Here is a 14304-nt window from a genome sequence, read left to right on the forward strand (position 1 = left end):
CCGATGCGGCTCTTGATCTTATGGCCATTCATGAACCAGATTTGCAGGCTGCCGTCGTCGTGCTGCCATAGGATATCCGGGCTGCCGTTGGAGTTGGAGTCTCCGGTTGCGACGATTCGCCAGGGCGGAGCGGCGAGAATCGTCGCGTCGTGGTCGTCTACGAGTCCGATGCGGCTCTTGATCTTATGGCCATTCATGAACCAGATTTGCAGGCTGCCGTCGTCGTGCTGCCATAGGATATCCGGGCTGCCGTTGGAGTTGAAGTCTCCGGTTGCGACGATTCGCCAGGGCGGAGCGGCGAGAATCGTCGCGTCGTGGTCGTCTACGAGTCCGATGCGGTTCCTGATCTTATGGCCATTCATGAACCAGATTTGCAGGCTGCCGTCGTCGTGCTGCCACAGGATATCCGACATCTCTTGACTCCTTCATACTTAGCAATGCTCGTAGCGACTTGCTTTATCCGGCGCGGCCTCACTCGTTAATTCAAATGCCGCGAGCAGGCGCACAATCCACCCGACATCGACGGGTGAGCAGGCCTCGGCCGGCATGGGCAACGCGAGGGACGGAATACGGTGACGATCTAAAGTGAAGTTGAAGCATCAAGGCCAATAAATCGATGACAGCAGTTCGGCCAGTGGGAAACGCCGACACGTCGAAGACTGGGGTAACATCCATTACCGGTGGCCATGGTGTCGCCTACGCTGCCTCTCTCGCAATGGTGCTGCGCCGACTCAAAGCGCGCAACACGGGAGCGCCCATATAGGCGCTGTGAGCGGCACCCGAAGAAGTGAATGGCCGGGTTCCTGACCTGCGGCCGAATAATCGATCAACGCCCTGCGACTTAGCTGTCGATGGTTGTCAGCGTTGGTCGTCATTGAGCACCCTTCCACGACCCCGAGACGGCCCGGGGGGCGCTTACCCAGCCGTCCAAATGAGACGACTTCTTAGCAGGTAGGCGCGGCAGTCCAGGACTGCCTCGTGTCTCATAGACTGGCCGTCAGCGGTGCGGGGCTGCCGAAGGGAGCACCGTGAGCGCGCCGCCGGGACAGGACCCCACGCCGTGGGAACTGCTGCGGGCCATGCAGCAGATGCGCGACGACCTGCGCGCCGACTTCGCTGCCTTCAGCGCACGGCTCGCCGAGATGGTGACGAAGATCCAGTACGACGCCGACAGGCGGACCGACGAGGTACGGATCAAAGCCGTCGAGGACGACGTCGCTCAGATGCGGCGCGAGCGCGAGACGGAGCGCCAAGAGGCCCGCGGTGTACGGCGGTTGGCTCTTACCGCCCTCGTGGCGCCGGTCGTGGTGGGAGTGATCGTTGCGATCGTGACCGGCAAGCTCGGACTGTAGGCTCGGAACAGCAGGCGCGGGGGAGAACAAGGATCGCGCCATGCCGGATCTCTGGCTGCCTGGAACTGAGCGGCACCCGCTCAGCGACACCGCGCCCACCGACACGCAGTTCGACCCACGCGTCATCTGGCACATCACGTGGGACAAGAACGCCACGGCGGCCAAGCCCGCCGATCTCGTGGCGTTCGACAAGCTCGTGCAGTACTTCACCGACGGCGGCAAGGAAGCCGCACCGCATCTGCTCTGGGATCCCTTCACAGGCAGGACCGCCCAGTTCTACCCGGCGAACAGCCGGTCCAAGTCGGTCGTCGATACCACCGGCGGCACCCGGACTAACCGCACCGGGAAGGTGTGTCTCCAAGTCGAGACCCTGTTCTTCCCGTACTGCCGTGTCAACGGGAAGTCGTACGCGACCGTCCGGGACACCCCGGCCAAGGGTCTCGACAAGATCCTGGCCTGGGCGCGGAGTTGGGGGGTGCCGGACGTCTGGCCGATGGGCGGCCCGACCTGGAAGGCGAACCGAAGCGAGCAGATCTGGGAGACGGAGGGCGGGCACTACGGCCACGGCCAGACGCCCGAGAACACGCACACGGACCCGGGCCCGATGCCGAAGTGGCCGACCACGACGTCGACGACGCCCAAGCCGGGTCCGCCGGCGTTCCCCGGCCGAAGCGCCTTCGGCCCCGGCAAGTCGAATGCCTCGATCCTCCTGCTGGGCCAGCAGCTCGTGCGCAAGGGCTACGGCAAGCACTACCGCGTCGGCCCGTCCCGCGACTGGGGTGAGGCGGACCGCCTCAACGTCGTCGACTTCCAGCACGCCCAGAAGTGGACCGGTTCCGACGCCGACGGTTACCCGGGTCCGGAGACCTGGCGCCGTCTCTTCGCCTGATCCCCCTCAACAGCTCAAGGAGCACGTCCTCATGAACCTCTACGCCTCGCTGCTGCGCACGGGAGTCCCGGCCGCCGTCGGCTGGCTCGTCGCGGTGGCCTTCCGCCACGGACTCGATCTCGACGCCACGGCCGTCACGGGAGTCCTGACCCCGGTCGCCACCGTCTCCTACTACGGCGTCTTCCGGTTCGCCGAGGAGCACCTGTCGCCTAGGTTCGGCTGGCTGTTGGGCTACGCCCGTCCGCCGAAGTACGAGAGCACGGTGCTTACGCTGCCGCGTACCTGACCCACGATGAGGTGACGTCGAGCAGCCTGGGAGCCCATCATGGAAGAAGACCCCCGTCTCGCGACGAGGGTCTTCGACCTCTTGGAGACTCCACCCTATCGTCTCTCCGGCGGGTTCGGACTCCGCTCCCACGCTGGTTACAATCTATATGCAGACGTAACGTGAGCTGGAGGCGATGAGGTGGCAGAGGACAAGGCGCCGGCCGGAAGGAAGCCGTACCTGGCCGGCGGAGCTGAGTTCGCCGCGCTGTACGACGTGAAGCGGCTCCAGGTCAGCCAGTGGATCAGCAGGGACCACACCCTTGACTACCGCTACGCCAAGATCATCAGCGGGTCGCCGTACTGGCTCCTCCAGTTCGTCAAGGGCTTCGGAGAGACGACCCCGCGCCCGAAGCACCTCAATCAGACGGAACTTGAGCGGCTGACCAAGGAGCAGGACCCGGGCTACTGGGCGAGAGAGGTTGAGCAACTCCCCCCGTTGGTAGGTCAGGCCGAGTTGGTGGCCCTGTTCCGGCTTCCGTCCGGCGCACTCCTGCGGAAGGCCATGGGTACGGGCCGGTTCCGTCCCGCCGACTACAACCTGTCCGGATCGCCGATCTGGCTCCTGGAGCCGGTCGTTGCAGACGCACCCGCGCTACAGGCGGGTGCGCGTGGAGTGGACTGGGTGATCGATGAGGAGGTCTTGGCTGCCCTGCGTGACGGCAGTTACGACGGGCCCGGATCCAGGATTGTGCCGCGGGGCAGGGCGGCGAACAAGAGCGCCGAATAACCCCAGGTCAGAGGCTTTCTTTTCTTGATTCAACCCTTGATTGCATATAGAATGGAAGCGCACCCAAAGGGGTGCGCTTCGCTCGTTCAAGGGGGGATCGTGCGGCGATCCAGGGGGCCGCCGGAGGGTGGGCGGCGGTGTTGTCGATCGACAACGCCTCCGGGCGGAGATAGATTCCAACACTCCAGCGCGTTAGATCTATCTCTGATGGGGGAGCCTTGCTGATCGAACAGCCGCCGTTGTTCGGCACCATTCAGCCCGTTCGCCACCCCGCCGATGTCGGCAGTCTGACCATCCAGCAGCGATTCGAGGCGTTCCACGCGCTCAACCCCTGGGTTCTCAGGGCGCTGATCCGGATGACCGCTGACTGCGCTGAGAAGGGGTTCGGCCGCATCGGCATCGGGATGCTCTTCGAGCTCCTTCGCTATCAGTACGGCGCGGCGACCCGAGGCGACGAGTTCGCGCTGAACAACGACTACCGCTCCCGGTACGTACGGCTCCTGCTGGCCGAACACCCGGAGTGGTCAGCCCTCTTCGAAGTCCGGGCCCTGCGCGCGGACTGACCACGACCTCTTGGAGCCAGATCGTGAACGCACCGACGGGCACCGCAAAGCCGCCCGCAGCCCAACTGAAAACACGCAAGCCGACGGGGATCGTCCCCTGGCCTCTCCTCCTCATCGAGGGCGAGGAGGGCGCGGGCAAGACCTACTCCGCCGCGCAGTTCTCCAGCAGCGACCGCATCGGTCAGATGTACTGGATCGACCTCGACGAGGGATCGGCCGACGAATACGCGGCCATCGAGGGCGCCAACTATCTGATCATCGAGCACGACGGCACCTACCGAGACATTCTCGAACAGGTTGAGGCCGTGCACGCCGAGGCCAGGCGCGCGGCAGCAGCCGGAGAGCCCCCGGTCGTCCTGACCATCGACTCGGGATCCGCGCTGTGGCGGATGCTCACCAACTGGACCTACGAACGCGGTCGCCGGACTCGCAAGAACCGTGCGCTGCTCCAGGAGGACCCGGACGCCGCGTTCGACATCGGTCGGAATCTGTGGAACGACGCCACGGAGCGGTGGAACAGGATCATCTACCTCCTGCGCACACTGCCCGGCATCGCCATCGTGCTGGCCCGCGGCAAGCAGGTCAGCGCCACGGACGACCACGGCCAGCCGATCCAGAACAAGAGCGAGTGGAAGGTCTCGGCCCAGAAAGACCTTGGATTCGACTCGTCGTGCTGGGTGCGCATGAAGCGCAACGCCGACCCGCAGGTCATAAAGGTCCGATCGCTCCGGATGCGCGTCGAGCGGAACAGGCCGCTGCCGCTGCGGGACTTCACCATCGAGGACCTGGTCTTCAACAAGCTGGGCTGCTCCGTCGAGTCCCAGCCGCGCATCATGCCCGCGCTCGTCGGCGATCTCGTACAGCCCTGGCTCGCACGCATCGCCGGCCTGACGGACAAGAAGCTCCTGGAGGCGCTGTGGCGGGCCGTCCCGGATCCGGTGAACCGCCTGAGCCACGACGAGATCCTCACCGTCCGGGCCGCCGCCGAGCAGCGCGCCGCCGAACTCGACAGCCCCCGGCAGGAGATGGGGGAGGGCCCACTGTCCGACGCCGACAAACTCCGTGCCGCCGCCAAGCGCAAGGCCGACGAGCAAGACGCGGACGCCGAGCAGTGACCGCCCACGCTGACCTCTTGGAGAACTCCCTATGTCCGTAGCCACAGTTGACGGCATCGCACCTTCCATCTGGGATGCCGCACACGACGTGGACGCCCGTCGTCCCCGCTCTCGTCAGACACAGCTCGGCGCGTCCGACACCGTGTGCGGACGGCGCGCTGCCTACATCCTGCACGGCGTCACGCCGACCGATCACCCCGACAAGCGAGCCGCGATCCTCGGAACGTTCATTCACCACGGGCTGCTTGAGTCGGCGCGCACGGAGTACGGATGGCTGGTGGAACGCAGTGTCCAGGACGACCTGATCCGAGGGCACGTCGACGTCGTACAGCTCGATAAGGCCACGGCCGCTCGCCTGCCCGCTCGTCACAGGCCAGTGGTACCCGCCGACGTCCTCACCGTGGAGGACGTGAAGACCAAGTCCACGTATCTGTGGGACCGCGTTCTTCGCTACGGTGCCACGGCCGCCGAGCTGCGGCAGGTCCAGCTGTACGCGGGCGCGCTGTTCGAAGTCGGGTTCGAGGACGTGCCCGGCCAGCGGTACCTGTCCCGCCTGGGGCCACTGAACATCGGTCGTATTCGCTTCCGGTTCATCAACCGGGACTCCGGCGCGGAGCACGTCCAGGAGATCGACTTCGACCCGCAGCGCGCGGCGGAGGCCCAGTGGTGGGTGGAACGTGTGCGCGAGACAGGCAACCCCGAAGAGATGCCCCGCGACTTCAACGGTCCCGGTCTGGACGCCATCTGCGACTACTGCCCGTTCCGCTCCCTGTGCTGGCCTGGGACGGCTCCGGGCGTGCCCGAGCAGACGGCACTCATCCGCAACGACGCTGACCGCGAACAGGCGCTCATCGACTACGTGAACGGACACAAGCTCTTCAGCGAGGGCAAAAGGATCAAGGAGTTCGCGCGCAAGAAGCTCGACCGATCCCCGGAGGGGATCTACGGCCCCAACAAGCTCTCCTGGGGCGGAGGCAACGACGAGGAGAAGGACGACGTGGAGGCGATGGTCGACCTGCATGAGGTCGCCGGAATCCCGGTCACGATGACTCCGGACGTCAACCGCATGGTCAAGAACCTCAAGGACGCAGGACTGGCGATCCCCCGGCGGAAGACCGGCAAGAAGACGCCCGCGGTCATCAACATCGCGCCGGCCTGAGCCGACTCCGATGAGTCTCAGCCCCGCCCGGCAGCGACCGGGCGGGGCGCCCCGTCCTGCCGCCGTGCCTGTACTGCCCAAGGGGAACCGTGTCCATCCAACTGATGATCGCTGCGGCCTACTTGCCGCCTGACGTGCTCAGCCAGAGCCAGAAACTCGCCCTCATGAAGATCGCGGACAGCGCCGACGACGAGACGCGACTCGCGCGCCCTGGCCTCACCCGCCTCGCGGCATGGGTCGGCGTGACCGACAAGCGCGCCATCACCATCGTCACGGAGCTGATAGCCAAAGGGCTTGTCGAGCGCGTGGAGACCGGCAAGGTGGGACGCGCGGCGGTCTACCGGGTCTTCCCCCTCGGGGTACCGCCCACGCCGACCACGCCGGAGCTCAAGGAGCGCCTGGAGGCCCGCAAGGCTGCCCCGAAGAACGCCAACAAGGCCCGCTCCGGAGTCGCGCGTTCGGCCCCTGCGAAGCCTGCGATGACCTATCAGGACGTCGAAGACCGCGAGGCCGCTCGTCGAGATAAGGGCGAATCGCCGCAGGTGAAAGCTGGGTTCCACGGGGGGAACCCAGGCGAAGAGGGAGGGTTCCACGGGGGGAACCCAGGCGAAGAGGGAGGGTTCCACGGGGGGAACCCAGGCGGGCAGGGCAGTCGGGTTTCACCCGTGGAACCCGGTGAGTTTCACGGGGGGAACCCATTGGGTTCCAGCGGTGGAACCCCTTCCTTTCCTGGTTCTTCCTCTGTCCTTCCTTCCCCCCTTACCCCCGCGGCTGACGCCGCAGGGGAGCCCGCGTCCGCTCGACCAGACGACTCCGCTCCGGAGCGCGGGGAGCCGCCTAAGGGCTGCACGAAGCACCGGGGTCGCCCCGCTGCCTCCTGCCGTGGGTGCGGCACCAACCCGCGTGCAGCGCGCTGGAGAGAGCAGGAGGAGGCCAAGGACGAGGAACACCGGGAGCGCGGGCGCTTCTGGGATGAGTGGCACGAGGACGCCGCCATGCGCCGCCGACGGGTCGAGGAGCACCCGGAAGCGACCGAAGAGGCGCGCAGAGCTGTGCGCGAGGCCGTACGAGCCCGGAAGGGAGGTAGCCAGCGAAAAACTTAGGCACCCGAAAGGAAATTCCGTCAAGAATATGGACATCCCTGGCAATGCATATAGAATAGAACCAGAAGGGGAGGGACCCCAGGGCCCCCTCTTGATCGGAAGGACGACATGGACTACCTGCCCATCCTTCGCCGCTGTCACAAGGGTGCGCTCGTGCTCGACAGCGGCGCTGCCGCCCGTGAGCAGATCCACGGCCTCGCTGACCTCTACCGCCAGGACCCCGAGGGTGTCGGCGACATGCTCATCCAGATCGCCGATCTGAAGGACGTGGTCGATTGCGAGCGCCATCTCGGTGGACTCGGGCGCGCCAAGCTGGTGTGGGACGAGATCGTCGGCGAACTGCTCAACGACGTCGGCGGTGCCGAGATCCACCTCGACCACCGCGAGAACCGCCGGGCGCTCATGCAGGCCCGTGGCCTTGCCCACCAGGCGCTGGACATCGCCGATGTCGCCGCCCAGCGTGCCGACGAGCTGGAGGCTTCGACCGCCCTCGCCCGGCAGGCGCGAGAGGAGCGGCGCAAGGTCCCGCGCCTTGTATTCGTCGCCAGCCTGTGGTGAGCGCGTCGGCGTGCATCAATTTGCCCTGAGATAGATCCCAACTCTGTACTGTTGGCTGGCACACGACCTCTTGGAGAAGGAACTGTGAGCAACGACCTGGCACCGCTGGCCCCGATGCCCGTGCACGACAACACCGACGACATGCTGTGGCTGACCCTGTGGAACACGTACGAGCCGGTCATCAGCGCACTGCGCCACATTCCGCTCGTCACCGACGTCGAAATCTCCGGCGGGGAGTTCGGCATTCACGCTCAGCTCACCGACGGCTCGCACCTGTGGGTCAGCTCCCACGGCTCCCTGCCCATCGACCCGTCTGAGTTGGAGGGCTTCCACGTCCGGCGCGCCCACCACGACAACCCGACCATCGACGAGCTGGTCTACGACTCCAGGGAGGGTGAGGAGCAGGCCAAGCACGGCAACAACGTCGTCCCGCTCATCCAAGCCATCACGGCCTTCGTCACCGAGCGGCATCTCGCCCCTCGCGTCGTCCAGATGGTTTCCGTCCAGCTTCAGGTCGTGACGACGCAGCGCCGGCCGGTGTCCAAGCTGCTCCACGGCCCCTTCGCCGACAACGACGCGGCCATCAAGGAGTACGGCAACGCCGCGCGCGTGCTGGCGGAACAGGGTTGGACGTGCGTCCATGCGCTGGGCGGCACTGACTGGCCGCTCACTGTGTGGGAGCTGAACGAAGAGGTCGCCACCGTCTACCTCGCGCCTGTCGGGCAGGTGATGAGGGCGGGCACCGAGCCGGTCCCGCCGGAGGAGAGCGGCAAGCGCCGCTGCGCTTGCGTCATCGCCCACCCGGAGGATGACGACGAACGAGCCCGTACCCAGGCCGCGCTGGACAACGGACTCGCGACCAACGACGCCCACGGGGTGTTCGTCGCCTGCATGCAGCTCCTGCAGCCCTGCCCGGCTCGCTACGAGGTGGTGGCGCGGTGACCGTGATGTACGCCCTGCTCACGCTCGCCCTCGGGGTCAGTGCCGGCCTCATCGTGATCGTCATCGAAGAACTCCGCTGGGAGGCCCACAGTCGGGTCCCGCGCTGCATGACCTGCGGCAGCGTCCACCACCGCCAAGCCGCCCACCGCTGATCGCGCTGCCTGGCCCGACTCCGGGCCGGGCAGTCGCAGACCTCTTGGAGAACACCCTCGTGGGAAACGACATCTACATCCAGACCTCCGACGGCAAGAGAGCCGAAGGGGGCGGGAACTACTTCCGGTTCGCCTTCACCGCACTGCCGCGCACCCTCGACGCGATGAAGAACTTCGGGATGCTCGTCGAGCTGCCCGTCCCGTCATACCCGGAGCTGTCCGCTTACGGGCTGGCGGGCGTGGACCTCCGGCCCGGCACCAAATACGACGGGAGCACGACGAACCGAGTCGCCGAATTCCGGACCGCCTACCAGGCAGTCAAGGACGCCTCCGAGACAGTGCCGACTGGCATACCCAGGTACAAGATCGACTCGAACGACGGCTTCCTCGTGACGGTCGCCGAGATCACCGCCGCCCTCACCACCTATGACGCGCACCCGAGCGTGGCCATCGCAGAGATGCCCGTGGGTGACCCGACGTGGGGGATATGGATCGCCTTCCTGCGCCATGCGCAGGCACACGGCGGCCTCCGCACTCACTGATCTCGGCCGTTGCCCGGCCCCGCGATACGGGGCCGGGCGCGCAGGACCTCTTGGAGAACAACTACCCACATGGCCACTTGGATTGACCTTTTGTGCGGCGCGGGCGGTAGCAGCACTGGACTTGTCGAAGCCGGGCACGAGCTGTTGCTCGGCATCAACCACTGGCGGCTCGCGATCGAGACGCACGCCGCGAACCATCCCAACTCTGAGCACGCCGTCATGACGCTCAGTGACGGCTTCCCTATGCGCATGCTGCCCAAGGCCGATGCACTCTGGGCATCCGTCATCTGCACCGAGATCAGCCCTGCGGGCGGCAAGCGCCGGGAAACCAACCAACTTGATCTCCTCGACCTGCTCGAAGAGGAACGAGACGAGTGGGAGTCCCTGACCAAGGACGCCTTCGAGGCGACCCGGGTTACCGCGTGGTGCGTGGTGCGAGCCGCGGAAGCGAAGCGATTCAAAGCCATCGTCGTCGAGAACGTCGTCGAATTCGGCCTGGACTGGATCCTGTTCGCGACCTGGCTCCAAGCCATGGAGTTGCTCGGATACCGGTACCAGATTGTGTGCGTCAGCAGCGCCCACGTCGGCGACGAGATCAACCTGCGCGCCCCGCAGTGGCGCGACCGGATGTACGTGGTCTTCACCCTCAAGACCCTGCGCAAGCCCGACCTGGAGCCCAGGCCGCTCGCTCCCTGCGTCGACTGCGGTGAGGACGTGCACGCGGTCCAGTCGTGGACCAAGAACGAGGGTCTGCGCATCGGGAAGTACCGGCGTGACTACATCTACCGCTGCCCCAACACCGGTTGCCGCCACGCCATGGTCGAGCCGTATGTGCGCCCGGCGAGCGACATCATCGACTGGACCGACCTCGGGAAGCGGATCGGCGACCGTAAGAAGCCCCTCGCGGACACCTCCATGGACCGCATCCACGCGGGCCGACAGAAGTTCCCCTGGCGTCCGTACTCGATCTCGCTCACCCATGGCAAGGACGGCGGGGACAGGGCGTTCGCCGTCGAGGACAGGCCGCTGCCCGCGCGGACGGTGAAGCAGGGCGACGCGCTTCTGGTGCCGACTGGCGGCTCGTGGAACACCGACGCCGTTCCCGTCGACGTGCCGATGCGTACTCGCACCACTCGCGAGAGCGAAGCCCCGCTGACGATGGACCCGTTCATCATCGAGTACCGCAACCACGCCACCGCCAGCCCCGCGAGCGACCCGCTCAGCGTCGTCACCGCCCAGGGCAACCACCACGGCCTCGTCACGCACGCCGGCACCGTGCTCGACCGCGCGCGGAACACCCTCGTCGTGCCCTACCGCAAGGCTGCGGTGAAGACGGCCGCCGAACCCGTCCACACCCTCTCCACCCGCGACTCAGCTGCTCTCGTGCAAAACGCCCCGGACATCAACGACTGCTACTTCCGGATGCTCAAGCCCCGTGAACAGCTCGCGGGGCAGCGGTTCCCCGCGAAGTACGTCGTCTACGGCAACCAGGCCGAGCAGGCCGCGCTGGCGGGCAATGCGGTCTCAGTCAACGTTGCCAGGTTCTTCGGCCAGCGATTGGACCCCGTCCTGTGACCGGATCACGAACCCTGATCGGTACCCACGTCACCTCCCACGCCCCGTGCTTCGGCGACGAGGACTTCGCCGTTGCCGACGACAGATGGAAGAACGGCATCGAACTGGTCGCCATCTGCGAACCCGTCCTCTACGTCTGCGGCGGCTGCCCCTACCGAGCCGCCTGCATCCGGCAAGTCGTCCCAGCCAAAAGCCTGTTCACCGGAATCTGCGGCGGCCGGATCTGGCTCAACGGCGTGATCATCCACGAGCTGCCGGACGCCGACCCCGGCGAGTTGCCAGTCCCGGTCATCCGCAAATCGTGCGGCACGGCCGCCGGATCGCGCGCTCACCGCCGGGCCGTAGAGCAGCAGTGCCCCCGGTGCCTGCCCTACTACCGCCCCGGCCCGAACCCGCTGGACGCGGAGGAACAGGCCGTGCAGCAGCTCGAACTCCCTGAAATCCCCTGACCAACCGAGAGGAATCGCAGTGAAGCAGCTGACCGCAATATGCACCGGCACGCCGGACGGCTACCGGATTCGAGTTCTGGCCGAGGACTGCGACGGCGACTTGGTGGACCTCTTCTTCGGCTGGGACAGCTTTCGCCCGGCCAGCGCCGGTCACCGGCTGATAGAGCACGGCTACATGATTCGACCCGACGCCCGGACCCTGGACGCGGTGAACGGCTGGCGAGACGTACCGGGCCAGCCAGGTACCTGGTCCGTGCCGGTCATGCCGACGAACGGGGCGACCCAGTGACGCACCCGATGATCACCGAGCGCCTCGCCGAGGCGGTTGCCCACTGGACGGAAGGGCGCCACGGCGAGGCCCAGGAGGCCCTGGCGAACATTGCGCGAACCGGGACACCATCGCTGATGTACGGCGTCGCTACGGAGCTCGGGGTCATGGCGAAGGCCGCACTGGCAAAGGTGCGGGGACTCGACGGCGAGACGTCGTCCTGGATCATCCTGACCTCCAACGGGAGCCGTCCCGAGGACATCGTCCCGACGCCGCACATCTTCGCAGCACGCTTCATCACCGCGTTCGCCAACGGGGACAGCGCGACCACGCTCGCCCTCTACGGGGCCGCCTTCACCGCGCCGGACCCCGAACTGTTGCCCGCCTGCATGGAGATGCTGCTGGCAGCCACCGGTGAAGCAGTGCGCGCCGCCACTCCGGGGGCGAACCGATGACCGCCTCTGCCACCTACTCGTCTGACGGACTGCGCCACGACGTTGCCGACCCGGCGACATGGAGCGTCCGGATCTGTGCAGGGCGATGCGGCACGTGCATCTTCCGGCCGGGCAACCTCATGCGCCTGGAAGAGGGGCGCGTAGCCGAGATGATCGACTGCGCCATCGCGGAGGAGGGGCACATTGTCTGCCACGCCACGCTCGGCACCGATGCCCCCGCCATCTGCGCGGGCTTCGCTGCCCACCGGAACGGCAGTACCGCCTCCCTTGCCCTGCGTCTCGCCCGAGCCCGCGTCCTTCGAACCGTCTGGGTTCACGTCGACGCCAGAAAGGTGGAGTCGTGACCAGTGCGCTCACCCTGCTTGTCCTGCTCGCATGGGCAGCGGGAGTCGTGGTCCTGGCGGACGCCTACCGGAGGCTGCTCGCCGACGACCCGATCCTGCGACTCGTTTGCCAACTACGGCCGGGCGCCGTCGCCTTGTACCTCGCGGCTGTCATCGTCGCGTGGCCGGCCGCAGTGGCGACGAAGGTTCTGTCGGATCTCTTCGACCGGGGCCGCAGGTGACCCATATCAGGCCGGGACGGATCTTCGTGGCTTGCGACCCGCGGGACAGCATCCGCATACGGATCGAGCAGTACAAGCCGGGGGACATGCGCGCCCTGGTCGCGGACGCTGCTACTGGCCGCAGACGCCGCCTCATGCTGATCTCCGCCTTGCACGCGTCGGCCTCCACCAACGCCGGCGTGCCGCGCCGGAGCGGATACGCCCCCGACGTAACAGAGTCGGTGCCGCCCACAGCAGTGCCCCCGGTCGGCGTTTCGGGCGAGGTGGAACCGGACTGGTTCGAGGGGATGTCCGGTCGTCAGTTCAGGGTCGCACTGCCGCCCCGCCTGACGCTCCTGAACGCCAACCAGCGGCTCCACCACCACAAGCGCGCGGAGATTACCAGGGTGCTGAGGCGCGCGGCCTGGGCGGCCTCGCGTGCGGTGCCGCCCCTGGAACGGGTCCACATCATCGGCGTCCTGCATCCCGAGGACAGACAGAGGAGAGACCCCGCCAACTGGTACCCCAGCTTCAAGGCGTGCATCGACGGGCTGGTGGACCAAGGCGTCCTGGCCGACGACGACCACACGCGCGTCGTCGGCCCGGACATGCGCATGGGGCACGTGGTCGCAGGAGCGCGGCTCGTCCTCCACATACGCGACCTCACGCCTGCGGACATGGCTGCTGACCTGGGGAAATAAAGCCTTCCGGTGATCAAGAAAATCCCCCGAAAATCTTGCCCCCCTCATGAATGCATATAGAATAGAACCAGAGAGAAGGGGGAGCGGCCCCCTTCTTCAACCGTCAGGAGAGACCGTGACCGATCCCTTCAGCCCTGAGGGCATCCGCCAGCGCCTGAGCGCCGAGCCGATCAGCCCCGCCCAGGCGGACCGTCTGGCCGAGGCGATCACGGAGTCCCTCCAGCGGACCTGCAAGGAGTGGTTCCCCGGCACCGACTACGTCAACTGGCGGCAGATGCTCCCCGAGCCGCTGCTCGACGTCCTGGTCCAACTCCTCGCCTGGGACGAGGACGGTCAGATCGTGGCCGACTACATGCCCACCGCCGCAGCCGCCTGCATCTTCCTGGATCTGCAGAACCGTCCCATCCCCGTCGGCTGAGAGAGGAGGTCTTCTGTGAACCGCGAAGAGCAACTGAACAGTCGCCGTTGGAAGATCAGCTACACCTATCGCTGCACCTGCGACCCTGAGTGCTACTGGACCAAGGTTCCCGGCCGCCACTCGGGAGGGTCGGGAACCTTCCTGAACAACGGCGAGGAAGCCCTCGGTGCGGAGGCTGCCGCCGCGATCGTCGCCGATCAGTTCCGGCATGTGGACATCGCCGACATTCGCATGTGGCAGGAGAGCGCCGAGGAGCGCGACGCCCGCCTCGCGCTGCACCGCAGCCAGGAGGCAGACGAGAAGCGGGGCGTCCATTGGGCCATGGGCGGAGCCAACTAGCCCAACGATCTCGCCCGGCCGCCGGTGATCATCCCCCGTTATCTTTTCCGCGGTCCTGCAAGAGGGCCGCTGGCCTCCGGGCCCGGCATGACTGTGTCCCCCTGTCGAAGGCATGACCTGGGGGGT

22 protein-coding genes are annotated in these 14304 nt (G+C 66.6%); 21 read left to right on the forward strand and 1 reads right to left on the reverse strand.

What is annotated here, in order from left to right; all coding sequences use genetic code 11:
* The coding region (locus ACIBAF_RS47770; protein WP_399472878.1) for an FG-GAP-like repeat-containing protein at nucleotides 1-413 on the reverse strand (413 nt) is incomplete at its 3' end.
* Between the two features lie 615 nt (nucleotides 414-1028).
* On the opposite strand from ACIBAF_RS47770, the gene ACIBAF_RS47775 reads away from it, so the two are divergent.
* The 21 genes from ACIBAF_RS47775 (at nucleotide 1029) to ACIBAF_RS47875 (ending at nucleotide 14178) form a co-directional block, all read left to right on the forward strand.
* Entirely contained in the window at nucleotides 1029-1352 is a 324-nt protein-coding gene (locus tag ACIBAF_RS47775) for a hypothetical protein (RefSeq protein WP_399472880.1), read from the forward strand.
* A 40-nt stretch (nucleotides 1353-1392) separates the two neighbouring features.
* Complete coding sequence (locus tag ACIBAF_RS47780; protein ID WP_399472882.1) at nucleotides 1393-2241, forward strand: peptidoglycan-binding protein; 849 nt, start codon at nucleotides 1393-1395, stop codon at nucleotides 2239-2241.
* Nucleotides 2242-2272: 31 nt separating this feature from the next.
* Nucleotides 2273-2527: a hypothetical protein gene (locus ACIBAF_RS47785; protein ID WP_399472884.1), complete on the forward strand. Its 255-nt coding sequence runs from the start codon at nucleotides 2273-2275 to the stop codon at nucleotides 2525-2527.
* 180 nt (nucleotides 2528-2707) lie between these two features.
* A complete protein-coding gene (locus ACIBAF_RS47790; RefSeq protein WP_075662111.1) occupies nucleotides 2708-3295 on the forward strand; it encodes a hypothetical protein in 588 nt (195 codons plus the stop codon).
* A gap of 218 nt (nucleotides 3296-3513) precedes the next feature.
* Nucleotides 3514-3858, forward strand: a complete 345-nt coding sequence (locus ACIBAF_RS47795; protein ID WP_060904449.1) for a hypothetical protein — start codon at nucleotides 3514-3516, stop codon at nucleotides 3856-3858.
* Nucleotides 3859-3881: 23 nt separating this feature from the next.
* Entirely contained in the window at nucleotides 3882-4973 is a 1092-nt protein-coding gene (locus tag ACIBAF_RS47800) for an AAA family ATPase (RefSeq protein WP_399472886.1), read from the forward strand.
* Between the two features lie 31 nt (nucleotides 4974-5004).
* A complete protein-coding gene (locus ACIBAF_RS47805; protein ID WP_399472888.1) occupies nucleotides 5005-6132 on the forward strand; it encodes a PD-(D/E)XK nuclease family protein in 1128 nt (375 codons plus the stop codon).
* 89 nt (nucleotides 6133-6221) lie between these two features.
* Nucleotides 6222-7235: a helix-turn-helix domain-containing protein gene (locus tag ACIBAF_RS47810; RefSeq protein WP_399472890.1), complete on the forward strand. Its 1014-nt coding sequence runs from the start codon at nucleotides 6222-6224 to the stop codon at nucleotides 7233-7235.
* A gap of 108 nt (nucleotides 7236-7343) precedes the next feature.
* Complete coding sequence (locus tag ACIBAF_RS47815) at nucleotides 7344-7793, forward strand: hypothetical protein (protein ID WP_399472892.1); 450 nt, start codon at nucleotides 7344-7346, stop codon at nucleotides 7791-7793.
* A gap of 84 nt (nucleotides 7794-7877) precedes the next feature.
* Nucleotides 7878-8735, forward strand: coding sequence for a hypothetical protein (locus ACIBAF_RS47820; protein WP_399472894.1), 858 nt, complete (start codon nucleotides 7878-7880; stop codon nucleotides 8733-8735).
* The gene (locus ACIBAF_RS47825; protein ID WP_399472896.1) at nucleotides 8732-8887 is read left to right on the forward strand and encodes a hypothetical protein; all 156 of its coding nucleotides are present in this window, start codon (nucleotides 8732-8734) and stop codon (nucleotides 8885-8887) included. Before ACIBAF_RS47820 ends, ACIBAF_RS47825 begins: the two co-directional genes overlap by 4 nt.
* Before the next feature lie 59 nt (nucleotides 8888-8946).
* Nucleotides 8947-9429, forward strand: a complete 483-nt coding sequence (locus tag ACIBAF_RS47830; RefSeq protein WP_399472898.1) for a hypothetical protein — start codon at nucleotides 8947-8949, stop codon at nucleotides 9427-9429.
* A gap of 69 nt (nucleotides 9430-9498) precedes the next feature.
* The gene (locus ACIBAF_RS47835) at nucleotides 9499-11004 is read left to right on the forward strand and encodes a DNA cytosine methyltransferase (RefSeq protein WP_399472900.1); all 1506 of its coding nucleotides are present in this window, start codon (nucleotides 9499-9501) and stop codon (nucleotides 11002-11004) included.
* A complete protein-coding gene (locus tag ACIBAF_RS47840) occupies nucleotides 11001-11453 on the forward strand; it encodes a hypothetical protein (RefSeq protein ID WP_399472902.1) in 453 nt (150 codons plus the stop codon). Before ACIBAF_RS47835 ends, ACIBAF_RS47840 begins: the two co-directional genes overlap by 4 nt.
* Nucleotides 11454-11472: 19 nt before the next feature.
* Entirely contained in the window at nucleotides 11473-11742 is a 270-nt protein-coding gene (locus tag ACIBAF_RS47845; RefSeq protein WP_399472904.1) for a hypothetical protein, read from the forward strand.
* A complete protein-coding gene (locus tag ACIBAF_RS47850) occupies nucleotides 11739-12176 on the forward strand; it encodes a hypothetical protein (protein ID WP_399472906.1) in 438 nt (145 codons plus the stop codon). The genes ACIBAF_RS47845 and ACIBAF_RS47850 overlap by 4 nt, the downstream gene beginning before the upstream one ends.
* Nucleotides 12173-12520 (forward strand): hypothetical protein, encoded by a 348-nt coding sequence (locus tag ACIBAF_RS47855; protein WP_143569419.1) that lies wholly within the window; start codon nucleotides 12173-12175, stop codon nucleotides 12518-12520. The genes ACIBAF_RS47850 and ACIBAF_RS47855 overlap by 4 nt, the downstream gene beginning before the upstream one ends.
* Nucleotides 12517-12741 (forward strand): hypothetical protein, encoded by a 225-nt coding sequence (locus ACIBAF_RS47860; protein WP_399472908.1) that lies wholly within the window; start codon nucleotides 12517-12519, stop codon nucleotides 12739-12741. Before ACIBAF_RS47855 ends, ACIBAF_RS47860 begins: the two co-directional genes overlap by 4 nt.
* The gene (locus ACIBAF_RS47865; RefSeq protein WP_399472910.1) at nucleotides 12738-13421 is read left to right on the forward strand and encodes a hypothetical protein; all 684 of its coding nucleotides are present in this window, start codon (nucleotides 12738-12740) and stop codon (nucleotides 13419-13421) included. The genes ACIBAF_RS47860 and ACIBAF_RS47865 overlap by 4 nt, the downstream gene beginning before the upstream one ends.
* A 115-nt stretch (nucleotides 13422-13536) precedes the next feature.
* The gene (locus ACIBAF_RS47870) at nucleotides 13537-13839 is read left to right on the forward strand and encodes a hypothetical protein (RefSeq protein ID WP_399472912.1); all 303 of its coding nucleotides are present in this window, start codon (nucleotides 13537-13539) and stop codon (nucleotides 13837-13839) included.
* Nucleotides 13840-13854: 15 nt separating this feature from the next.
* Nucleotides 13855-14178, forward strand: a complete 324-nt coding sequence (locus tag ACIBAF_RS47875; protein WP_399472915.1) for a hypothetical protein — start codon at nucleotides 13855-13857, stop codon at nucleotides 14176-14178.
* Nucleotides 14179-14304: the final 126 nt, after the last annotated feature.

The organism is Streptomyces sp. NPDC051677, from assembly GCF_044453465.1.
Taxonomy (GTDB): Bacteria; Actinomycetota; Actinomycetes; order Streptomycetales; family Streptomycetaceae; genus Streptomyces.

Excerpts from the sequence above, each read along its gene's own strand:
- ACIBAF_RS47780 (WP_399472882.1), top strand. The coding sequence starts at position 1,393 with ATGCCGGATCTCTGGCTGCCTGGAACTGAGCGGCACCCGCTCAGCGAC.
- ACIBAF_RS47785 (WP_399472884.1), top strand. The coding sequence starts at position 2,273 with ATGAACCTCTACGCCTCGCTGCTGCGCACGGGAGTCCCGGCCGCCGTC.
- ACIBAF_RS47805 (WP_399472888.1), top strand. The coding sequence starts at position 5,005 with ATGTCCGTAGCCACAGTTGACGGCATCGCACCTTCCATCTGGGATGCC.
- ACIBAF_RS47815 (WP_399472892.1), top strand. The coding sequence starts at position 7,344 with ATGGACTACCTGCCCATCCTTCGCCGCTGTCACAAGGGTGCGCTCGTG.
- ACIBAF_RS47835 (WP_399472900.1), top strand. The coding sequence starts at position 9,499 with ATGGCCACTTGGATTGACCTTTTGTGCGGCGCGGGCGGTAGCAGCACT.
- ACIBAF_RS47855 (WP_143569419.1), top strand. The coding sequence starts at position 12,173 with ATGACCGCCTCTGCCACCTACTCGTCTGACGGACTGCGCCACGACGTT.